This window comes from Pannonibacter anstelovis (assembly GCF_036881715.1).
Lineage (GTDB): Bacteria > Pseudomonadota > Alphaproteobacteria > Rhizobiales > Stappiaceae > Pannonibacter > Pannonibacter anstelovis.
Genome location: NZ_JBAKBF010000015.1, coordinates 45,090 through 64,823 on the forward strand (window position 1 = coordinate 45,090; position 19,734 = coordinate 64,823).

Here is a 19,734-nt window from a genome sequence, read left to right on the forward strand (position 1 = left end):
GCTGACCAGCCTCAGCCGATGATGGCGTTCAGCGTGGCGCTCGGGCGCATGACGGCAGCGACCTTGTCCGCCGGGGCGTGGTAATAGCCGCCGAGGTCGGCAGCCTTGCCCTGCACACCGTTCAGTTCCGCCACGATCTTCGCTTCATTGGCCGTCAGGGCCTCTGCGACCGGGGCGAAATACGCCTTCAGTTCGGCATCCTTGTCCTGTGCGGCAAGGCCCTGTGCCCAATAGAGCGCGATATAGAAGTGGCTGCCGCGGTTGTCGAGCTGGCCGACCTTGCGCTGCGGGGACTTGTCGTTGTCCAGCAGCTTCTCGATGGCCTTGTCCAGTGCGTCGGCCAGAACCTGGGCCTTGGCGTTGGACTTGACCTGGGCCAGATGCTCCAGCGAGGCGCCGAGGGCGCAGAATTCGCCGAGGGAGTCCCAGCGCAGGTAGTTCTCTTCCACCAGCTGCTGCACGTGCTTGGGGGCAGAGCCGCCGGCGCCCGTTTCAAACAGACCGCCACCGTTCATCAGCGGCACGATGGACAGCATCTTGGCCGAGGTGCCGACTTCCAGGATCGGATAGAGGTCCGTCAGGTAGTCGCGCAGCACGTTGCCGGTGATGGAGATGGTGTCGAGGCCCTTGGCAATCCGCTCCGTGGAGTAGCGGGCTGCATCGCTCGGGGACATGATCTGCAGGTCCAGCCCGCTGGTGTCATGCTCCGGCAGATAGGCTTCCACCTTCTTGATCAGCTCGGCATCATGGGCGCGGTTCTTGTCCAGCCAGAATACGCCCGGCATGCCGGAGAGGCGGGCGCGGCTGACGCCGAGCTTCACCCAGTCACGGATCGGGGCGTCCTTGGTGAGGCAGGCGCGCCAGATGTCGCCGCCTTCAACCGCATGCTCCAGCAGCGTGGTGCCGGCCGCATCAACGATGCGGATGGAGCCATCGGCCTGGGCCTTGAAGGTCTGCGGGTGCGAGCCGTATTCCTCGGCCTTCTGGGCCATCAGGCCGACGTTCGGCACGGTGCCCATCTTGGACGGGTCAAGCGCGCCGTTCTTCTTGCAGAATTCGATCACCGCGTCATAGACGCCGGCATAGGACGAGTCCGGGATCACGCACTTGGCGTCATGTTCCTTGCCATCCGGGCCCCAGCCCTTGCCGCCAGCGCGGATGAGGGCAGGCATGGAGGCGTCGATAATGACGTCGGACGAGACATGCAGGTTGGTGATGCCCTTGTCGGAGTTCACCATGTACATGGCCGGGCCATTGTCGAGCGCAGCCTTGAGGTCGGCCTTGATCTCAGCCGCCTTGTCAGCAGGCAGGGTGGCAATCTTGGCTTCCAGATCGCCGATGCCGAGGTCCGGGTTGACGCCGATTTCAGCGAAGGTGGCGGCGTGCTTGGCGAAGAGGTCCTTCAGGAAGGTCTTGACCACATGGCCGAAGATGATCGGGTCGGAGACCTTCATCATCGTGGCCTTGAGGTGCACGGAGAAGAGCACGCCCTTGTCCTTGGCATCCTGAATTTCCTTCTCGAGGAAAGCGGTCAGGGCCTTGGCGCTCATGAAGGTGGCGTCCAGCACATCGCCTTCGGTGAGCTTCAGGTTATTCTTCAGCACGGTGACCGCGCCTTCCTTGGCCACGAACTCGATGCGTGCGGTGCCTGCTGAAGCGGCGGCAACCGTCACGGACTTTTCGTTGGCGGCAAAGTCGTCCTTGCCCATGGTGGCGACATGGGTCTTGGAGGTGGGCAGCCAGGCGCCCATCGAATGCGGGTTCTTCTTGGCGTATTCCTTCACCGCATTCGGGGCACGGCGGTCAGAATTGCCTTCGCGCAGAACCGGGTTCACGGCCGACCCCTTGATCGCGTCATAGGCGGTCTTCACGGCCTTGTCCTCGTCCGTTGCCGGATTGTCCGGATAGGAGGGGATGGCATAGCCCTGTGCCTGCAGTTCCTTGATCGCAGCATTGAGCTGCGGCTGCGAGGCGGAGATGTTCGGCAGCTTGATGACGTTTGCATCCGGCTCGATCACCAGACGGCCAAGCTCGGCCAGATCGTCGGACTGCTTCTGCGCATCCGTCAGATACTGCGGGAAGGCTGCGAGGATGCGGCCTGCCAGCGAAATGTCCTTGGTGCCGATGGAGATCCCGGCCGGCTTGGCAAAAGCCTTGATGATCGGCAGGAAGGACGCGCTCGCCAGTTCAGGCGCTTCGTCGACCTTGGTGTAGATGATGTCGGGACGTCCGGTATCGGCCATGTTCAATCATTCCCACAGTTTGAAACGGTCAGGCGGAGGTGCCGGGGCAACTCCGGAGAGCGCCACCATAGACACGTATACAGTTGTGCGCAATTTCCGGGCGCCTGCCGCAACCGGAAATCCGCAAGGAGTTCTAACAAACGCGGGGGAAAAGGCAATCAAGCGAAAACCCTGAGGCCGGCTTGATGCTGTCCTCATCCGGGATGCCGGGCAGGCGGGCGCCGGTAACGGAGGCTTCTCCCGCATAAAATTCCTTTCCGGCTTGGCGGGGCAGAGTATTCATCGTATCTAGACGATGAATGGACCTGCGGGCCTTGGTGGCGCTGGCAGGCAGAGGGAGAGATCATGTCCAGTCATGACGCTGAGCGGCCGGATCTCGGCACCGGCGTGAGCGGTTGCTGTGCCCCGAAAGAAAATCTCTGCCGGAACGCAGAGTCTGTGGCATTGGCCGATCTGTTCCGGGCCCTTGGCCATCCGGTACGTATCGGCATCCTGAAGGAAATCATCGCCCGTCAGGAGGCCTGCTGCGGCGAGATTGTCGGCTGCCTGCCGCTTGCCCAGTCCACCGTGTCCCAGCATCTGCAGGTGCTGAAGGAATCGGGGCTTCTGACCTGCGAAATTCGCGGGCGCACCTGCTCCTACCGGATCAACGAGGCCTTTCTGGCAGGCGATGACGCTGCCGGCTCGCGCCTTCTGGCTGAAGCTGAAAGCTTTTTTTCGCAAATCATGACCGCCGCACGGACCAGCTTACAGGCGCGGGAGAGACAAGAATGACAAGACGTGCAAATCCCCATGGCTCTAGCTTTGGCTCTGGCCCGGCAAAGGTAAGTGCGGACGATGGCTCGACCATGACCACGCTCGCCAACCTGTGGCCCTATATCTGGCCGGAAGGGCGGGCAGATCTGAAGCTGCGCGTGATCTGGGCGGTGCTGGCGCTGGTGGTGGCCAAGCTCGTCACGGTCGCTTCACCCTATTTCTTCGCTTGGGCCTCTGATGCGCTGACCGGTGAAACCATGGGCCTGCCGGGCTTTCTGGTGGCGCCGATGATGCTCGTGGTGGCGTATAATGCCGCCCGCGTTCTGGCCGTGGCCTTCAACCAGTTCCGCGATGCGCTGTTTGCCCGTGTCGGCCAGCACGCGGTGCGCCAGCTCGCCTTCATCACCTTCTCGCATCTGCACCGCCTGTCGCTGCGCTTTCACCTGTCCCGCCGCACGGGCGGGCTCAGCCGGGTGATCGAGCGCGGCGTGAAGGGCATCGAGGCGATTGTCCGCTTCACCATCCTCAACGGCATCCCGACCCTCCTGGAATTCGCCATCATGGCGGGCATCATCTGGTACCAGTTCGGCTTTGCCTATGTGATCATCGTGGCGCTGATGATCGCCGCTTATGTCTGGTTCACGGTGCAAACGTCCAACTGGCGCATTTCCATCCGCCGCGAGATGAACGAGAGCGATACGGAAGCCAATTCCAAGGCCATCGACAGCCTGCTCAACTTCGAAACGGTGAAATATTTCGGCAACGAGAAGATGGAGGCCGCCCGCTTTGATGCCTCCATGGCGGTTTACGAGCGCGCAGCAACCCGCACCTGGACCTCGCTTGCCTGGCTCAACTTCGGCCAGTCCTTCATTCTGGGCATCGGCACGGCGGCCTGCATGATCCTCTCCGCCCGCTCGGTGATGGCGGGAGAACAGACCATCGGCGATTTCGTGCTGATCAATGCGCTGCTGCTGCAGATCGCCATTCCGCTCAATTTCGTGGGCTTTATCTACCGCGAGATCCGGCAGGGGCTTGCCGATATCGAGGCGATGTTCGCCGTCCTCGCCGTCCCTGCCGAAATCGAGGACAAGCCGGGCGCCCCGGCGCTCGCCATCGGCTCCGGCGCTATCCGCTTTGAAGATGTGGTGTTCCACTATGATCCGGACCGTCCGATCCTCAAGGGCATCAGCTTCGAGGTTCCAGCCGGAAACACGGTCGCCATCGTCGGGCCCTCGGGGGCGGGCAAGTCCACCATCTCCCGGCTGCTGTTCCGCTTTTATGATGTCACCGGCGGACGGGTGACCATTGACGGGCAGGATGTGCGTGATGTGACGCAGGAAAGCCTGCGTCAGGCCATCGGCATGGTGCCGCAGGATACGGTGCTGTTCAACGATACCATCGCCTACAACATCCGCTATGGCCGTCCGGATGCCGCGGATGAAGATGTGCGCGCCGCTGCCCGGATGGCACAGATCGACAGCTTCATCGAGACATTGCCCAAGGGCTATGCCAGCGAGGTGGGCGAGCGCGGACTGAAGCTCTCCGGCGGCGAGAAGCAGCGCGTTGCCATCGCCCGTACCATCCTGAAGGCTCCGCCCATCCTCATTCTGGACGAGGCGACTTCGGCCCTAGATACCCATACGGAGCGTGAGATTCAGTCGGCGCTGGATCAGGTTTCCCGCAACCGGACGACTGTGGTCATCGCCCACCGCCTGTCCACCGTGGTCAATGCGGACCAGATCCTCGTGCTGCAGGCCGGTGTCATCGCCGAGCGCGGCACCCATGCGGAGCTGCTCGCCAAGGGTGGCCTCTATGCCTCCATGTGGAGCCGCCAACGCGAGGCCGACGAAGCCGAAGAGCGCCTGCGTGCTGCAAGGGAAGCGGACGAACTCGGCGTCGTTGTGCGTGGACATAAGGCGGGGGAACTGGAAGGGATGTGAAGGCTCGGAAGACCTGTCACCTTGCTTCAGAGTCACCCCGGACGCAGCGAAGCGGAGATCCGGGGTGACCGCCGTGGCAGTGGTGAGGCAGGGGCAGCATGACGGCTGGAGGATATGCCTTCGCTCCATGCCGGCAAAGCATCCCCACTACGCCGTAACCCTTCAGGGACGTATCTGCGTCATCCAATGTCCCGCTCACGCCTGCTTGCGAGGCCGGCCGCCTTTGGCGCCGTTGCTGCGGGCGGCGGAGGCTTTAGCAGGGCTGGAAGCCTTGCCTCCCGAGGCGCCAAGCTGTGCGGCCATCCAGCGCCTTGTGCCGAAGATGCCTTGCAGAAGTGCGGGCACATAGACATCGGCGTCCAGCTTTGGCCAGTGCAGGCCAAGCCCGGAGGGGCTGAGCTCAATATCCTGCAGAGTTTCCGGATTTGCCCCTGCGATCCCTTCCACCAAGTGTACCGGGACCAGTAAGATCACGCCGCTGTCGAGTTCAACCACAAGACGGCTTTGTGCCGCATCATAGCTGGCACTCACGGCATACCCGCCGCTGCGTGCCTCTCCGCCCCGGCTCTTGGCATCTGCAAGCGCCTTTTCAGTAAGATCCATGGACTTCACTCCACTTCTGACAGAGGGCGGTAATGCTGGCGGCAAGCCCTGTCACGATATGCTGCAGCTCCCGGCCGGAGAAACCAAAATTCTCCCGAACATCAGCCGGGCCATCTGGACAGTTCAACAGGAGCACCGCTTCCTTGCCCCTGCCGATCACATGCACATGGGCGGGCCTGTGATCGTTCGGATAGATCACCACTCGCAGGCCGTCAAAACTGAGCACTGTCGGCAACCGAACTTCCCCGAAAGATAAACCCAACCGCTTGGGAATTCAAGGTGGCGATACAAGCACGCTTCGCGAGCAGCAGCATATGAAACGGCCCGCAGCTTTGCATAAGCGCGGGCCGGTGTCTGCGGTGAGCTTGCGTGAAAAAAAAAGCGCGTCTCACCCCGCCATGCGGTGCCCTGCGTCCTGGGCATAGGCGTGGCCGAAGCGGTTGGCGAGGAAGGCGGGGAGGGGGATGTCTTCCTGGCGGAGGAAGCCCTGCTGCGGCAGCTGGCCGGTGGCGAGCATGTCCAGCACGGCGGCGATGCCGCTGGCTGTGGTGATCTGGATGGCACTGTAGAGCCGCCCGCCGATGACGCCGCTGTAGACCTTGCTGGCATAGGTCTCCTGCAGAAGGCGGCCGTTCTGGCGTCCGCTGGCGGTGACGAAGATGATCACCACGTCCTGCAGGGTGGCGGGCAGGGCGTTTTCCAGAATGTCCTTCAGCACCTCGCGCCGGTGGCGTAGTCCAAGGTCGTTCAGCAGCGCCTTCATGATGGCTGCGTGGCCGGGATAGCGGATGGTCTTGTAGTTGAGCGTCCGCACCTTGCCCTTCAGCGTTTCGCACAGGGTGCCGAGCCCGCCGGAGGTGTTGAAGGCCTCGTAAGTGACGCCATCAAGGGCGAATTCCTCGCGCTCTTCCAAGGCCGGCACTTCGGCCATATGGCCGTCCACAATGGCCTCGCAGGGCTCGATATATTCGTTGATCACCCCGTCCGTGCTCCAGGTCAGATTGTAGTTGAGCGCGTTGGACGGGTACTGCGGCAGCGCGCCGACGCGCATGCGCAAAGTGTCGAGGCTGTCGAAACGGCGCGCCAGATCATTGGCCACGATGGAGATGAAGCCCGGGGCCAGGCCGCATTGAGGGATGAAGGCAGTGCCCGCTGTGGCGGCGATCTCCTTCACCCGCCGGGTGGCGGCCACATCTTCCGTCAGGTCTAGATAATGCACGCCAGCCTTGGCAGCGGCTTCCGCGATGGCGATCGTCAGGTGGAAGGGGGCAGCGCTCAAGACGGCAAACTTGCCGGTGAGTGCTGCCGTCAGTGCTGCGCCGTCGCTGATGTCCAGTGGCAGCGTTTCGATGGCAGGTTCACCGGAAAGAGCTGCCAGCTCGGCGGGCGAACGGTCAATGACAGTGACCCGGTAGTCGCCGGAGCCGGTGAGCATCCGGGCAATGGTTGCGCCGATCTTGCCGGCGCCAATGATGGCAATGGTCTTCATGTGTCGAACCCCTCTGGCCCTTTCCGGGCGTTATGTAGTTCAGCATGAGCGAAAGACGTGTCGATTCACAGCTGCGGATATGGCATTATGAAGCTGCAATTTGATCAGAATGACGAAGCTGATGAACACTTTGACTATCACTGAGGCTGACCGGGCCCTGATCGGCCTTCTGTCCGAAAACGCCCGCATGCCGGTGGCCGAACTGGCGCGCCGCCTTGGCCTGTCGCGCACCACGGTGCAGGCGCGCATCGAGCGGCTGGAGCAGGCGGGGGTGATCACCGGCTATGGCCTGCGCCTGTCGCAGGCTTATGAGGCGGCGCAGGTGAAGGCGCATGTGCTGATCACGCTGGTGCCCAAGGCGCTGGCGCTCGTGAGTGCGGAGCTGGCTGGCATCCGCGAAGTGCGCCAGCTGCATTCGGTCAGCGGCAGCCATGATCTCATCGCCATCGTCGAGGCTGCTTCCGTCGCGGAGCTGGACCATCTGATCGACCGGATTGGCGAACTTGACGGCGTTGAGCGCACGCTTTCATCCATCATCCTGTCCACGCGCATCCAGCGCTGAACTGGCGCCCGGTTTCGGCACGCCGGTGATTTGCCGGGCGCGGGTGATGGACGAGCCTGCTCACCAAGTGCCGCAAACCGTGCCAGGCTTGCCGCAAGGCCAAAGCGCGTTCCTGTCTGGCCCGGTGTTCGTAGTAGCCGCCTGTGTGCATCATGACTGTATCTCCGCTGGAGTGGATTTGCAGCCACCTTCGCATCTCCGTTGATTTCTGATAATCTGGCCAATATCGAATAAACCTTCCCAAGGATCCGGATAATGCGGCTAGAGGACCTCCGTTTTTTTGTCCGGGCTGCAGCTCTCGGAAACCTCTCCGCCGCGGGGCGCGAGACCGGACTGTCACCATCCGCCGCCAGTTCCCGTCTGGCGTCGCTGGAGCGTGACGCCGGTGTGCAGCTGGTCAGCCGAACAACACGCCGTCTTCAGCTGACCGACGCGGGGGAACTGCTCCTGCGCCGGGCTGGCGAGGCGCTGGATCTGCTCGACGGCACCTTGCGCGAACTGGAGGATGAGGCGGCCAGACCGCGCGGCACGCTGCGTGTCTCTCTCAATATGTTCTTTGGCCGCAAGCATGTGCTGCCCTATCTGGCCGAGTTCCGTGACCTCTATCCGGAGCTCCGGCTCCAGCTGGACTTCTCGGACCGCATCGTTGACCTGCTGGCGGAGGGCTATGATCTTGCCATCCGGGGAGCCCCGCTTGCCGATTCCACTCTTCGGGCACGACGGCTTGCCGGAAACCCCCGCGTCCTCTGTGCTTCGCCTGCTTATCTCGCCCGCAAAGGCATGCCGGAGACGCCCGCAGACCTTGCCCGGCATGACTGCCTGAGTTTCCGCTCCATGCCGGTCTGGTATTTCGAGGGTCCTCAGGGGGAGATCGCCTGTCCCGTCGACGCCGCGATCAGCGGCGACAATGGTGACTTTGCCTATGACGCGGCTCTGCTGGGGCTGGGACTGGCGGTGAAGTCGCTTGCCCATGTGTGGGAGGATCTGCGCGATGGCCGGCTGGTGGCGGTCATGACAGATTTTCCGGTGACAAGAACCGGTGCCATCTGGGCCGTCGCGCCGCCGGGGCGCGCGATGATGCCAAAGGCCCGCGTGCTGGCTGACTTCCTGACCGGAAAATATGGCAATCCTGCCTATTGGGAAACTGACTACCGGCAGGCTGGAGCAATGGAGGGCTGAGAAACTTTCGGGGTTCAGTTGCGGCGGCAAAGGCACTAAGAGAGAGGCAGTTCGTTTCAATCTCCGGCTCCGGACCCAATATCAGCGGGAAAACCCATGTCGCTTGCCGATACCATCACCAAGGCCTTTGTTCCCATCCACCGGGAGGGCTGGCCCTTCGTCGCCATCGCCCTTGTGGCAACGCTGATCCTTGGCTGGTTCCTTGCTCCGCTGTTCTACATCGGGCTCTTTCTCACAGGCTGGGTCTGCTACTTCTTCCGTGATCCGGTGCGCGTCACGCCGGTGGGTGACGGTCTGGTGATTTCGCCGGCAGACGGCGTTGTCAACCAGCTCGGCCCCTGTGTGCCTCCTGCGGAACTGGCGGCAGAGCTTGGTACTGAACCGATGATGCGCATCTCCGTGTTCATGAATGTGTTCAATTGCCACGTGAACCGCGCCCCTGTTGGCGGCCGCATCGCGCGGGTGGCCTACAAGCCGGGCAAGTTTCTCAACGCCGAGCTGGACAAGGCAAGCGAATTCAACGAGCGCAACGGCCTCGTGATCGAGAACGGAGGCACGAAAATCGGTGTCGTTCAGATCGCCGGACTTGTGGCCCGCCGCATCGTCTGCTTCGTGCGCGAGGGCGAGACGATTGGTGCGGGCGAGCGCTTCGGCCTGATCCGCTTCGGCTCGCGCCTCGACATCTACATGCCGATCGGCACCGTGCCGAAAGTCGCCATGGGTCAGACGATGATTGCAGGCGAAACCGTGCTGGCCGACCTGCGTGCCGGGCCGGAAACCGTGCAGCACATCACCCGGGTCAGCTGAGGAGAACGCCTTTGGAGACGCCCTTCGCCAGTTATGAACCAGGCCACGACGACGGTAAGCGGCGCCGGCCGGGGCGTTTCCGGCAGGTGCCCATGCGGCTCATCCTGCCCAATCTTGTCACGCTTCTTGCACTTTGCTCTGGTCTGACCGGTATCCGCATGGCCTTCGAGGGCCGCTGGGACTATGCGGTCGGCGCTGTGCTGATTGCAGCAGTGCTGGATGCGGTGGATGGGCGCGTGGCGCGGCTGCTGAAGGGAACATCACGCTTCGGGGCGGAACTCGACTCGCTGGCTGATTTCGTCAATTTCGGCGTCACCCCGGCGCTGATGCTCTACATCTGGCTGCTCAACGAGGTGAAGTCGCTTGGCTGGATTGCCGCGCTCGCCTTTGCCATCTGTGCGGCCCTTCGTCTGGCTCGGTTCAATGCGGCGCTGGATGATCCGGACAAGCCTGTCTGGTCGGTGAATTTCTTCACCGGCGTCCCGGCTCCTGCTGGTGCGCTGACTGTGCTGCTGCCCATCTATCTGGAATTTCTGGGCGTGCTGCCGCACTGGCCCGAGTTTGCCCCGCTTGTCGCGCTTTATACGGTCTGCATCGGGTTCCTGATGATCAGCCGCTTGCCGACCTTCTCCGGCAAGAAGGTGGGCCTGCGCGTCCGGCGTGATCTGGTGCTGCCGATGTTTGTTCTGGCGGTGCTGGTGGTGGCGCTGACCGTCAGTTATCCGTTCGAGATGCTGACAGTGGGGACACTTGCCTATCTCGCGTCGATTCCCTTTGCCCTGCGCAGCTACCGGTCCTACGTGCGCTCGGACAAGACCATGCCCAAGGAGGACGGTGACGGAGACGATAGCGAGACGGATCTCGATCATCTGGGCGAAAAGGGAAGCGACGATACGCCCTGAAGGCATCTTGCAGGTCAGGAAATGCACAAAGCCCCCGTTCGTTGGACGGGGGCTTTGTTTTTCAGGGCCTTGGGCCTATTCGGCGGCGCTGGTCATCGGGACGCCAGGGCTGTTGGCGGCCTGCTGACCCATATCCTTATCTGAATCCTGTCCGGAGCCCGGTCTGCTGCCTGTCATCCGCTGCCAGAGCTTCACCGCAAAGCGCGCCCAGACGCCGGGCATCGCAATCATCACCGGGATCAGCACCAGCGTGAGCAGGGTTGAGAAGCCGAGGCCAAAGATGACGGAGGTGGACAGCTGCACCCACCAGCCGGATGTGACACCGCCAAGAGCGATTTCCCGGTTCAGGAAATCCAGATTGATCTGCGTGGCCATCGGGATGAGGCCTGCAATCGTGGTGATGGTGGTCAGCATGATCGGCCTGAGGCGCTGGGCCGAGGTTTTCAGGATGGCATCCAGGGCCGGCATACCGTCTTCGCGGAAGCGGTTGAACGTGTCCAGCAGGATGATGGCGTTGTTCACCACGATGCCTGCCAGCGCGACAATGCCGGTACCTGTCATGATGATCGAGAATTTCTGCCCCGTCACCCACATGCCCAGCAGCACGCCGAACACTGACAGAACCACGGTCGTGAGGGTCAGGAAGGTTTGATAGAAGGAGTTGTACTGGGTCAGCAGGATCAGGAACATCAGGAAGAGTGATGCGATCATTGCCTTCATCAGGAATTCGCCGGACTCCTTCTGGTCCTCGTCCGCACCGCGGAACTTCAGGATCACATTGGAAGGCCAGGTTTGGGTGGACAGCCAGGTATTCAACTCCTTCACCTTGTCGTCCGGCGTGAAACCGGAAGCAGGATCTACCGTTGCCTTCACCATCATCGAATAAAGGCCGTCCCGGCGGGTGATGGAGGAAACCTTTGGTGCTGCCTCCCGCTCAATGAAGTTGGCCAGCGGCACAAGACCAAGCGGTGTCTGCAGGCGCAACTCGTCAAACCGGTCGAGCGTGCGCTCATCGCGCGGCAGGCGCACGCGGATGTCTACCTCGTCCTCGCTGTCGCCCGGACGGTACTTGCCGATCAGCACACCGTTGGTGACAAGCTGCACCATACTGCCCACCGGGACAATTGCCGCCTGATAGCGGCCGGCCTGTTCCCGGTCGATTGAGATCTGCCACTCGATGCCGGGCAGAGGCCGGTCATCCTCCTGATCGATCAGGTCGGGCATGGTGTCCACATGCGCGCGGACGCGGGCAACCGTTTCCACCAGCGTCTTGTAGTCGGTGGATTTCACTTCAAGCTGGATATCCTTGCCCGTTGGCGGGCCGCCCTCGATCTTGCGGGTTTCCACCTTGATGCCGGGCAGAGGGGCCGTGCGCTCGCGGATTTCCTGGAAGATCTCAACGGCCTTGCGGCGGCAGCAATAGTCCTCGAACTCCAGCTGCAATTCGCCGATCACGTCGGCGGGCTTGTCCTGCACACCGTCCATCTTGGGACCGCCGCCGCTGCCACCAGGTGGGAAGGCTGATGTGATAACGTTCATCACGCCTGCAGTCTGCAGCACTTCCCGCTCGACACCCATGACGATGTCGCGGGCCTCGGCGGCTGACAGGTTGCCACGGGCTGAGACCAGAACGACCGCCTGCTTCGGTTCCTCATCCACGAAGAACTCGACACCGGTGCTGTGGGTCATGAAGCCAATGGTGATGATGGCGCAAACCCCAGCCATGGCGGCAATGGCAACAAGATTGCCAATGGGGTTGCCAGCCAGCAGCTTCAGCCCGCGCACGTAAAGGCCGGTGAGGCCGCGGACATCGCGCACGTCAAAGGCATGGCTGCCGGAGAGGGCTTCTGCTTCCTGGCGCGCGTCTTCCGCCCGTGATGCGGCTCGCCGTTTCAGGAGCGCCACTGCAGGAACAAGAAGCCTGTGGCTGACGAAGCCTGCCGCCACGAAGGCTGCAACGGCAAGGCCATAGACTGCCAGTGCCGGAAGGGCCTTGAGGGCTGGCGCCACAAGAACGGCAGATGCTGCAAGGCTCGAAAAAACCAGCGCTAGCAGCAGCGCAGCGTGCCGCTCCACCCAGTGAGATACTGTCGCAAACAGACCGCCCGTGACCGGAACGAACACCGTCGCCGTCAGCAGCGAGGCCGCCAGCACGATGATCACCATGATGGGCAGATAGCTCATGAACTCGCCTGCCACACCCGGCCACATCAGCATGGGAAGGAAGGCGGCGAGGGTCGTTGCCGTGGAGGAGAATATGGGCCAGAACATGAGCTTGGCCGCGCGGATGTAGGCTTCCCGGTCCTCCATGCCCTCGGCGATCTTCCGGTCGGCGTATTCCACCATGACGATGGCGCCATCCACCAGCATGCCGACGGTCAAGACCAGGCCGAACATCACCATGATGTTCACGGTATAGCCGAGGCCGGTCAGGATCAGGAAGCCGACCATGAAGGACGTCGGGATGGCAAGGCCGACGAGAAGCGCCGAGCGCAGGCCCAGCGAGCCGACGATCAGCACCATGACGAGGAAGATCGCGGTCAGGATCGAGGACTGCAGCGAGCCGAGCACTTCGAAGATGTTCTCCGACATGTCGAGCATGACGCTGACGCGGATTGTCTGGGGCCAGTCTTTCGAAGCTTCTGCAATCACGGCGCGGACAGCGGCGTTGTTCTCGATCACATTGGTGCCAATGCGCTTGGTGACATTGAGCGCAATCGCCGGTTCGCCGTTGACGCGGATAAAGGAGGTGGCGTCCTTGAAGGTGCGGCGGATCTCAGCCACATCGCCCAGCGTGACGACGCCTTCGCCAGCCTGTTTGAGCGGCAGGGAATAGACATCCTCCCCCGTCTCCAGAAGGCCGGGAACCTTGACGTTGAAACGGCCTGAACCGCTGTCGAGGAAACCGGCCGGCACCAGCTGGTTGTTCTGCGTCAGGGAGGTGATCAGCTCCTGCTGGGTGATCGCGTAGGATTCCAGCTTGCGGCTGTCGATCAGCACTTCCAGCAGCTCTTCCCTGTGTCCGGCCAGATCAGCGGAGCGGACGGTGTCCACCGCCTCGATCTGGTCCTTGAGCCGCCGGGCATAGGTGTAGAGTGTGCGCTCGGGGACATTGCCGGACAGGGCAACGGTTAGTGTCGGGGCAAGCGCAAAGTTGGTTTCGGAGATCGTGGGTTCTTCCGCATCCGCAGGCAGCTTCGACTTGGCCTGATCCACCTTGTCGCGCACATCCGACATGGCCTCGTCCTTGTTGAACGAGATGTCGAATTCCAGCACGATACCGGCATGGCCTTCTGACGCGATAGCTGTCAGCTCCTTCAGGCCGTCAAGGCCACGCAGCTCCGTTTCCATGGGGCGCACCAGCAGGCGCTCCGCGTCCTCAGGTGAGATGCCCTGCTGGGCAATGGAGACGTAGAAGACCGGGACGTCGATATCCGGGTTCTCTTCCTTGGGGATGGTGATGTAGCTGAGCGTCCCGCCCAAGACGAGCGCCAGCAGAAGCATGAGCACCGTCTTAGGCCGGCGCAGGATGGCCTCAAGTGCGCTGATCATCCCTTTGCCTCCCCGTTCATCACCGGCTCGACCAGCTGGCCCTCACCGACGAAATCCTGTCCGACGGTGATGACGTCCACCGTATCCGGAAGGCCGGTGATCCAGATGCCATCACTTTCGCCGCCCGCAATCGAGACGGGCAGGAAACGCACCCTGTTGTCCTTGTCCACGCTGCGCACACCGACACGCCCATCATCATCCAGCGTCAGGATTGCCGGGCTGACGCGGTGTGCCTGACCTTTCGACAGCTCCAGCCATGTAACGGCGGTGACACCGTCTCGGGCAAGGCCGTCCGGGTTGGGCAGTTCCACCTCGATGCGGAAGGTGCGTGTGTCGGGATTGGCGGCCGGCGCGATGTAGCGCACACGGCCTTCCATCTTCGTTCCGCCAACCAGCTCGACGGTGGCTGGCATGTTGAGGCTGAGGCCGGATATGTTCAGTTCCGAGACCTGACCGATGGCGATCATCGGGTCGGAGTTCACCACCGTGCCGCAGGCCGCGCCCACCGAGAGGTGATCACCGACGCGGGCCATCGGGCTTTCCACCACGCCGGCAATGGGCGAGCGGATGATGGTGCGGTCCAGCTCCAGCTCGGCTTCCTGAAGTCTTGCATCGGCGGCATCGAGAGATGCCTTCAGCGCAGCCACGCGGTTTTCCGTGGCAAAGCCTTTCGTGCTGAGCTGTGTTGCCGCGTCATAGTCGGCGCGGGCCTGTGCCAGAGCGGCCTTGGCCTCCAGAACGCGGGCCTCGCGGGTGCCTTTGTCTATCACGCAAAGCGCATCGCCAGCGCTAACAGTGCCGCCTTCGCGGGCCGGGCGTTCGACGATCCGCCCCGCTGTTTCGGCGCGCACGGAAACCTTGGCAAATGCTTCGGTACTGCCGCGCACCTCCAGCATGGCCGATCGGGGCTCTGCTACCAGCCGTGCAACCTGGACACGGAAGGGTTTCACATCCGCAGCGTTCTGCCTCTCGGCAATGGGGGGAGCGGCATGGGCTTCGTCCCCCAATCCGCCGACCACCAGTGTGCCGCTCCACATCCACAGGCCAACGCCACCGGCAATCCCTGCGGCCAGCAGCACAGAAAAATTAACACGCATCGAACTCGCTCCGTTGGTCAGGGCCTGCTTATTCGGCGGCCAGCGGTGTCTGGATGACTGGAGGGCTTTTTTCCTGCGCGGCATTGCCATCAGCGATGGTCTCCAGCTCTGCGCGGTTGGCCTCCAGATATTCGATCTTCCGGGTCATGCAGTCGATGCCGAAGCAGATGCTCCAGAGCATGCCTTTGGTCGCCGGTGTGTCCGGCAGCCGTGACCTCAGCTCGCTCAGCTGATTAAGCTTGGAGCGTGTCTGCTCGATCTGCTGGTCCAATGCCCTGCGTATGGCGGCCCCGCCGGCCTGGTTTGCGCACATGGCCACCAGAAGGAACGGAGAGCGGAAAATGTCGGGCGGCAGCTCTTCCTGCAGCATGTCCAGCAGGGCAGCACGTCCGGCCTGCGTGATGCTGTAGACCTTGCGGGCGGGTTTGCCGGGCAGCCTCTCCTCCCGCATGGTGACGAGACCATCCGCTTCCAGCTTTGCCAGAGCCGGATAGATCGACCCGTAGCTGGCATCTTCAAAATAGCTGAAACAGCCCGAGGTCGATTCCTTGCGGATTTCGTATCCAGTGGCATCTCCTGCCGAGAGCATTGCAAGGCAGAGGCGGCGTACACTCATCTGGATGGTTCCCTGGCGAAGGTCCGGAAAGCGGGCTTTCGATGTATCATACCGATATATATCGGATGAGTATATAGAGTTCACGAAACGAACTTTAAGAGGGCGGAAAGGTAAAATTCAAAGAGACGTTTTGCCGCCTTTTGGAGGATTGATTGCCAGGGCGGGGAGGGGCATTGTTTCAGAAGGGCGAAATTGCTTCGCCGCATGAGGAGGCTCCGTTCATGCCCTTTCTGCCCCGTCTGCGCCTCAGTCTTCGTAAGGCCAGGTTTCTCCCCGAGAATCCGTTGTTGCGGCTTCTGGCGGTCAATGCCCTGTCCGGTTCTGCCGTCGCGCTTGTGGTGGTGGGTGGTCTTTTTGCCTCCAATGCGGGCGGGCTCTACGATCTGGTTGCCAATGCCAGCGAGCCGGCAGTGCCAGTCATCCTGCTCGCCTTCGGCTTCATCATCACGCTGGGCTCCGCCGCCATGGGAACGGCCGTCATGATGCTGCCGCGCGATGGCGGGAATGACAGCGGCCGTGGCCGCCGCGAACAGGCTTACAGGGGATTGCCGGGTGAGCCGGCTCTGATCCCGGTGCCGGTGCGCTCCACCCCGCAGCGGACGGTGCGGCGCGGCTGATTAATCTCTTTGCAGTGCCTGCCCTCAGAACACGGCTTGCCAAAGCGGCCTGTTCCGGCTTCCATGGATCCTGTTTGCGAGTTGATTTGCAAAAGGATTTGAAGGCGCATGGACGCATCCTACCCGCGTGATCTTATCGGCTATGGCCGCCAGATCCCTGATCCGCAATGGCCCGGTGAGGCCAATGTGGCTGTTCAGTTCGTGATCAATTACGAGGAAGGCGGGGAGAACAACATCCTGCACGGGGATGCCGCCTCCGAAGCTTTCCTGTCCGAGATCGTCGGCGCGCAGGCCTGGCCCGGCCAGCGCCACTGGAACATGGAATCCATCTACGAATATGGCTCGCGTGCAGGGTTCTGGCGCCTGTGGCGCATGTTCACCAGCCGCAATATCCCGGTCACCGTCTATGGTGTTGCCACCGCACTCGCGCGAAATCCGGATGTGGTGGCGGCCATGAAGGAGGCCGATTGGGAAATCGCTTCCCACGGGCTCAAGTGGATCGAATATGCCAACATGACGGAAGAGGAAGAGCGGGCGCATATGCAGGAGGCAATCCGCCTGCATGAGGAAGTTACCGGCTCGCGTCCGCTTGGCTGGTACACCGGCCGCTGCTCCATGAACACCCGCAAGCTGGTGATGGAGGAGGGCGGCTTCCTCTATGACAGCGACAGCTACGCCGATGATCTGCCCTATTGGGTGGAAGGCCCCTCCGGTCCGCATCTGGTGATCCCCTACACGCTGGACGCCAACGACATGCGTTTTGCCACGCCTCAGGGCTTCAACTCCGGCGATCAGTTTTTTGCCTATCTGAAGGACAGTTTCGACACGCTCTATGCCGAAGGCGAGGCTGGCAGCCCGAAGATGATGAACATCGGCCTGCACTGCCGTCTCGTGGGCCGCCCTGGCCGTGCTGCGGCTCTGGCCCGGTTTCTGGATTATGTCGCATCACATGAAAAGGTCTGGCTCGCCCGGCGCATCGACATCGCCTGGCACTGGCATGCCCACCACGCGGCTGGCTGAATGGCTGCCGGGGAGGGGATGGTGATGGGGAGCGGGTTGTTCGGGTGGCAGAGCGCAAGCTTGTTCGCATGGTGCGGCGTTTCAGCTCCCCTCCAGGGGGGCACTGTTCACTTTGGGCGCACGGAGCCTGCCTGGTGGTCCGTTGTAAACACTGCCCATAAGGGGGAGGGGGGCGGAGGGGCCTGCCGTGAAAAACGGCGGCACCTGTGTTTCCTGCAAGGCCCCACCCGATGAGCGCCGCAGCATCCCTGCCGCGTTATCACCTCTATGGTGAGACGGAAGGCGCTTCCGAATTTGATTTCTTTCACATTGAAACGATCCGGGCGCGGTCGCTGGCGCTGGGCTGGCAGCTGGAGCTGCATGCCCATCAACATCTGGCGCAGATCCTCCATATCTCGAAGGGCGGCGGGCGGCTGATCGAGGCGGATGGGGAGCGGCAGATCCGGGCGGGCGGCATTGCCTTCACGCCGCCGGGCGTGCTGCATGGCTGGAGCTTTTCACCGGAAACGGAAGGCTATGTGGTGTCCTTCACGCCCGACTATCTGGTGGCGGGTGGCGAGAGCCGCAGCGATGCGGAGCGGGCGGCGCTGACCTCGGCTGGAAACACGCTCCTGCATCCGCAAGGGCATGAGGCACGGCTATCGTTCTATTTCGGAGAGATGGCGCGGGAGTTTGACGAAGGCGCACGGCGGCGGGCCTTCTTCCGGCCACTGGTGGCCCTCAGCCTGCTGATCGTCTTTCCCGGTGATGTGGCGGGTTCTGCCGACCGGACGCCCGGCTTCTCCCTGTTCCGTTTCCGCCAGCTGGTGGAAGATATGTTCCGAAGCGGGCAAGGGGCGGAGGCCTATGCGGCTGAAATGGGCCTGACGGTGCAGCGGCTCAACCGTTATTGCCGCCTGTTTACGGGCCGCACCGTGGCGCAGAATGTGCGCGACCGGCTCATTCTGGAAGCCAAGCGCCTGCTGGCCTTCTCGGGGCTTTCCGTCTCGCAGGTCGCCTATGACCTCGGCTTCGAGGACCCGGCCTATTTCTCCCGCGTCTTCCGCAAGGAAACCGGCGAAGCCCCCGCCGACTTCCGCGCCCGCCACATGAGCGGCGCGCCGGACAGCACCCTTTCCGATGCTGCCCGGCAGAACCCTTCTCAGTAAGGCAACCCCACGTAGTTTTCGGCAAGGCTGGTCTGGGCGGCTTTGGAGCTGGCCAGATAGTCCATGTCGGCCTGCTGGATGCGGGCGTTGAACCTGCCCAGTTCCGGGAACTGGTGCAGCAGGGTGGTCATCCACCAGGAGAAGCGTTCCGCCTTCCATATGCGTGCCAGCGCCTTGGCCGAATAGGCGTTGATGCCTGCGCTGGACTTCTCGCCGTAATATTCGATGAGACCGGATGACAGGTAGTGGATGTCCGAGGCGGCAAGGTTCAGGCCCTTGGCGCCGGTGGGCGGCACGATGTGTCCGGCGTCACCGGCCAGGAACAGCCGGCCAAAGCGCAGCGGCTCGGCGACAAAGCTGCGCAGCGGGGCAATGCTCTTCTCGATGGAAGGGCCGGTTTTCATGTTGGCTGCGGCTTCCTCGCCGAGGCGCAGCTTCAGCTCGTCCCAGATGCGCTCGTCCGGCCATTCCTCCAGCGGCGTGTCCAGCGGCACCTGCACGTAGTAGCGGCTGAGGGTGTGCGAGCGCATGGAGGCGAGGGCAAAGCCGCGCGGGTGGTTGGAATAGATCAGCTCATGGTCGCAGGGCGGAACATGCGAGAGAATGCCAAGCCAGCCAAAGGGATAGATCTTTTCATATGTCGTGATGGCTTTTTCTGGAACGCTCGCCCGCGCCACGCCATGATAGCCATCGCAGCCGCAGATGAAGTCGCAGGCGATCTCGTGGGTCACCCCGTCCTTCTTCCAGGCCACGCGGGGATGATCCGTATCGAAATCCAGCGGCGTCACGTCTTCGGCGTCATAGATTACCTGAGCGCCCCGGGCCGTATGCGCCTCCATCAGGTCGCGGGTGACTTCTGTCTGGCCATAGACCATCACCGGCGTGCCTGTCAGGCCCTTGAGATCCATGCGCAGGCGTGTGTCTCCGACCGACAAGGTGAAGCCGTCATGCGGCAGCCCTTCCTTGTGCATGCGCTCCGCCACGCCTGCCTTTTCCAGCATCTGGACCATGCCCTGTTCCAGCACGCCGGCGCGAATGCGCGAGAGCACATAATCCGGGCTCTTGCGTTCCAGCACGACGCTCTCGACGCCTGCAAGATGCAGCAGCTGGGACAGCAGCAAGCCGGATGGGCCCGCGCCAATGATGACGACCTGAGTGCGCATGGAGTTCCTCCTCATTCCTCATGCGGACGGGATCTCCCGC

The 19,734-nt window shown here is 62.5% G+C and carries 17 protein-coding genes; 9 read left to right on the forward strand and 8 right to left on the reverse strand.

Annotated features, from left to right (window positions below; genetic code table 11):
• Positions 1-11 precede the first annotated feature (11 nt).
• Positions 12-2,243 carry an NADP-dependent isocitrate dehydrogenase gene (locus V6L75_RS18965; protein ID WP_334253045.1) on the reverse strand — a complete coding sequence of 744 codons (2,232 nt, stop codon included), beginning with the start codon at positions 2,241-2,243 and terminating at the stop codon, positions 12-14.
• A 345-nt stretch (positions 2,244-2,588) separates the two neighbouring features.
• Between V6L75_RS18965 and V6L75_RS18970 the strand changes: the two genes are divergently transcribed.
• On the forward strand, positions 2,589-3,017 hold the full coding sequence (locus V6L75_RS18970) for an ArsR/SmtB family transcription factor (RefSeq protein WP_334253046.1): 429 nt from the start codon (positions 2,589-2,591) through the stop codon (positions 3,015-3,017).
• Positions 3,014-4,939 carry an ABCB family ABC transporter ATP-binding protein/permease gene (locus V6L75_RS18975; RefSeq protein WP_334253047.1) on the forward strand — a complete coding sequence of 642 codons (1,926 nt, stop codon included), beginning with the start codon at positions 3,014-3,016 and terminating at the stop codon, positions 4,937-4,939. The genes V6L75_RS18970 and V6L75_RS18975 overlap by 4 nt, the downstream gene beginning before the upstream one ends.
• A gap of 195 nt (positions 4,940-5,134) precedes the next feature.
• On the opposite strand, the gene V6L75_RS18980 is transcribed toward V6L75_RS18975, so the two are convergent.
• The 3 genes from V6L75_RS18980 to V6L75_RS18990 all read right to left on the reverse strand — a co-directional run bounded on the left by V6L75_RS18980 (position 5,135) and on the right by V6L75_RS18990 (position 7,031).
• Entirely contained in the window at positions 5,135-5,542 is a 408-nt protein-coding gene (locus V6L75_RS18980) for a DUF2442 domain-containing protein (RefSeq protein WP_334253048.1), read from the reverse strand.
• Positions 5,529-5,768 (reverse strand): DUF4160 domain-containing protein, encoded by a 240-nt coding sequence (locus tag V6L75_RS18985; protein WP_334253081.1) that lies wholly within the window; start codon positions 5,766-5,768, stop codon positions 5,529-5,531. The genes V6L75_RS18980 and V6L75_RS18985 overlap by 14 nt, the downstream gene beginning before the upstream one ends.
• Positions 5,769-5,930: 162 nt before the next feature.
• A complete protein-coding gene (locus tag V6L75_RS18990) occupies positions 5,931-7,031 on the reverse strand; it encodes a saccharopine dehydrogenase family protein (protein ID WP_334253049.1) in 1,101 nt (366 codons plus the stop codon).
• Positions 7,032-7,152: 121 nt separating this feature from the next.
• Here V6L75_RS18990 and V6L75_RS18995 point away from each other — a divergent pair, with 121 nt between their 5' ends.
• The 4 genes from V6L75_RS18995 (at position 7,153) to V6L75_RS19010 (ending at position 10,481) form a co-directional block, all read left to right on the forward strand.
• Entirely contained in the window at positions 7,153-7,593 is a 441-nt protein-coding gene (locus tag V6L75_RS18995) for an Lrp/AsnC family transcriptional regulator (RefSeq protein ID WP_425498809.1), read from the forward strand.
• Between the two features lie 255 nt (positions 7,594-7,848).
• Positions 7,849-8,772 carry a LysR family transcriptional regulator gene (locus tag V6L75_RS19000; protein WP_334253050.1) on the forward strand — a complete coding sequence of 308 codons (924 nt, stop codon included), beginning with the start codon at positions 7,849-7,851 and terminating at the stop codon, positions 8,770-8,772.
• 96 nt (positions 8,773-8,868) lie between these two features.
• On the forward strand, positions 8,869-9,579 hold the full coding sequence (locus tag V6L75_RS19005; RefSeq protein WP_334253051.1) for a phosphatidylserine decarboxylase: 711 nt from the start codon (positions 8,869-8,871) through the stop codon (positions 9,577-9,579).
• 11 nt (positions 9,580-9,590) lie between these two features.
• Positions 9,591-10,481: a CDP-alcohol phosphatidyltransferase family protein gene (locus V6L75_RS19010; RefSeq protein WP_425498808.1), complete on the forward strand. Its 891-nt coding sequence runs from the start codon at positions 9,591-9,593 to the stop codon at positions 10,479-10,481.
• A 75-nt stretch (positions 10,482-10,556) separates the two neighbouring features.
• Here V6L75_RS19010 and V6L75_RS19015 read toward each other — a convergent pair whose 3' ends face one another.
• The 3 genes from V6L75_RS19015 to V6L75_RS19025 are packed head-to-tail and all read right to left on the reverse strand — an operon-like array spanning position 10,557 to position 15,746.
• A complete protein-coding gene (locus V6L75_RS19015; RefSeq protein ID WP_334253052.1) occupies positions 10,557-14,033 on the reverse strand; it encodes an efflux RND transporter permease subunit in 3,477 nt (1,158 codons plus the stop codon).
• Entirely contained in the window at positions 14,030-15,130 is a 1,101-nt protein-coding gene (locus tag V6L75_RS19020) for an efflux RND transporter periplasmic adaptor subunit (protein WP_334253053.1), read from the reverse strand. The genes V6L75_RS19015 and V6L75_RS19020 overlap by 4 nt, the downstream gene beginning before the upstream one ends.
• Positions 15,131-15,158: 28 nt before the next feature.
• Positions 15,159-15,746: a PadR family transcriptional regulator gene (locus V6L75_RS19025; protein ID WP_334253054.1), complete on the reverse strand. Its 588-nt coding sequence runs from the start codon at positions 15,744-15,746 to the stop codon at positions 15,159-15,161.
• Between the two features lie 221 nt (positions 15,747-15,967).
• Here V6L75_RS19025 and V6L75_RS19030 point away from each other — a divergent pair, with 221 nt between their 5' ends.
• From V6L75_RS19030 to V6L75_RS19040, 3 genes are all read left to right on the forward strand, one after another.
• Positions 15,968-16,363, forward strand: coding sequence for a hypothetical protein (locus V6L75_RS19030; protein WP_334253055.1), 396 nt, complete (start codon positions 15,968-15,970; stop codon positions 16,361-16,363).
• A 108-nt stretch (positions 16,364-16,471) separates the two neighbouring features.
• Complete coding sequence (gene puuE / locus V6L75_RS19035; RefSeq protein ID WP_334253056.1) at positions 16,472-17,383, forward strand: allantoinase PuuE; 912 nt, start codon at positions 16,472-16,474, stop codon at positions 17,381-17,383.
• Between the two features lie 230 nt (positions 17,384-17,613).
• Complete coding sequence (locus V6L75_RS19040) at positions 17,614-18,531, forward strand: helix-turn-helix domain-containing protein (protein WP_334253057.1); 918 nt, start codon at positions 17,614-17,616, stop codon at positions 18,529-18,531.
• Here V6L75_RS19040 and pobA read toward each other — a convergent pair.
• Positions 18,525-19,694 carry a 4-hydroxybenzoate 3-monooxygenase gene (pobA, locus tag V6L75_RS19045; RefSeq protein WP_334253058.1) on the reverse strand — a complete coding sequence of 390 codons (1,170 nt, stop codon included), beginning with the start codon at positions 19,692-19,694 and terminating at the stop codon, positions 18,525-18,527. The genes V6L75_RS19040 and pobA overlap by 7 nt on opposite strands.
• Positions 19,695-19,734: the final 40 nt, after the last annotated feature.

Coding starts and splice junctions, on each gene's coding strand:
- V6L75_RS18970 (WP_334253046.1), top strand. CDS start 2,589: ATGTCCAGTCATGACGCTGAGCGGCCGGATCTCGGCACCGGCGTGAGC.
- V6L75_RS19040 (WP_334253057.1), top strand. CDS start 17,614: ATGAGCGCCGCAGCATCCCTGCCGCGTTATCACCTCTATGGTGAGACG.
- V6L75_RS19030 (WP_334253055.1), top strand. CDS start 15,968: ATGCCCTTTCTGCCCCGTCTGCGCCTCAGTCTTCGTAAGGCCAGGTTT.
- pobA (WP_334253058.1), bottom strand. CDS start 19,694: ATGCGCACTCAGGTCGTCATCATTGGCGCGGGCCCATCCGGCTTGCTG.
- puuE (WP_334253056.1), top strand. CDS start 16,472: ATGGACGCATCCTACCCGCGTGATCTTATCGGCTATGGCCGCCAGATC.
- V6L75_RS18995 (WP_425498809.1), top strand. CDS start 7,153: ATGAACACTTTGACTATCACTGAGGCTGACCGGGCCCTGATCGGCCTT.
- V6L75_RS18965 (WP_334253045.1), bottom strand. CDS start 2,243: ATGGCCGATACCGGACGTCCCGACATCATCTACACCAAGGTCGACGAA.
- V6L75_RS18990 (WP_334253049.1), bottom strand. CDS start 7,031: ATGAAGACCATTGCCATCATTGGCGCCGGCAAGATCGGCGCAACCATT.
- V6L75_RS19015 (WP_334253052.1), bottom strand. CDS start 14,033: ATGATCAGCGCACTTGAGGCCATCCTGCGCCGGCCTAAGACGGTGCTC.
- V6L75_RS18980 (WP_334253048.1), bottom strand. CDS start 5,542: ATGGATCTTACTGAAAAGGCGCTTGCAGATGCCAAGAGCCGGGGCGGA.
- V6L75_RS19005 (WP_334253051.1), top strand. CDS start 8,869: ATGTCGCTTGCCGATACCATCACCAAGGCCTTTGTTCCCATCCACCGG.
- V6L75_RS19000 (WP_334253050.1), top strand. CDS start 7,849: ATGCGGCTAGAGGACCTCCGTTTTTTTGTCCGGGCTGCAGCTCTCGGA.
- V6L75_RS18975 (WP_334253047.1), top strand. CDS start 3,014: ATGACAAGACGTGCAAATCCCCATGGCTCTAGCTTTGGCTCTGGCCCG.
- V6L75_RS19025 (WP_334253054.1), bottom strand. CDS start 15,746: ATGAGTGTACGCCGCCTCTGCCTTGCAATGCTCTCGGCAGGAGATGCC.
- V6L75_RS19020 (WP_334253053.1), bottom strand. CDS start 15,130: ATGCGTGTTAATTTTTCTGTGCTGCTGGCCGCAGGGATTGCCGGTGGC.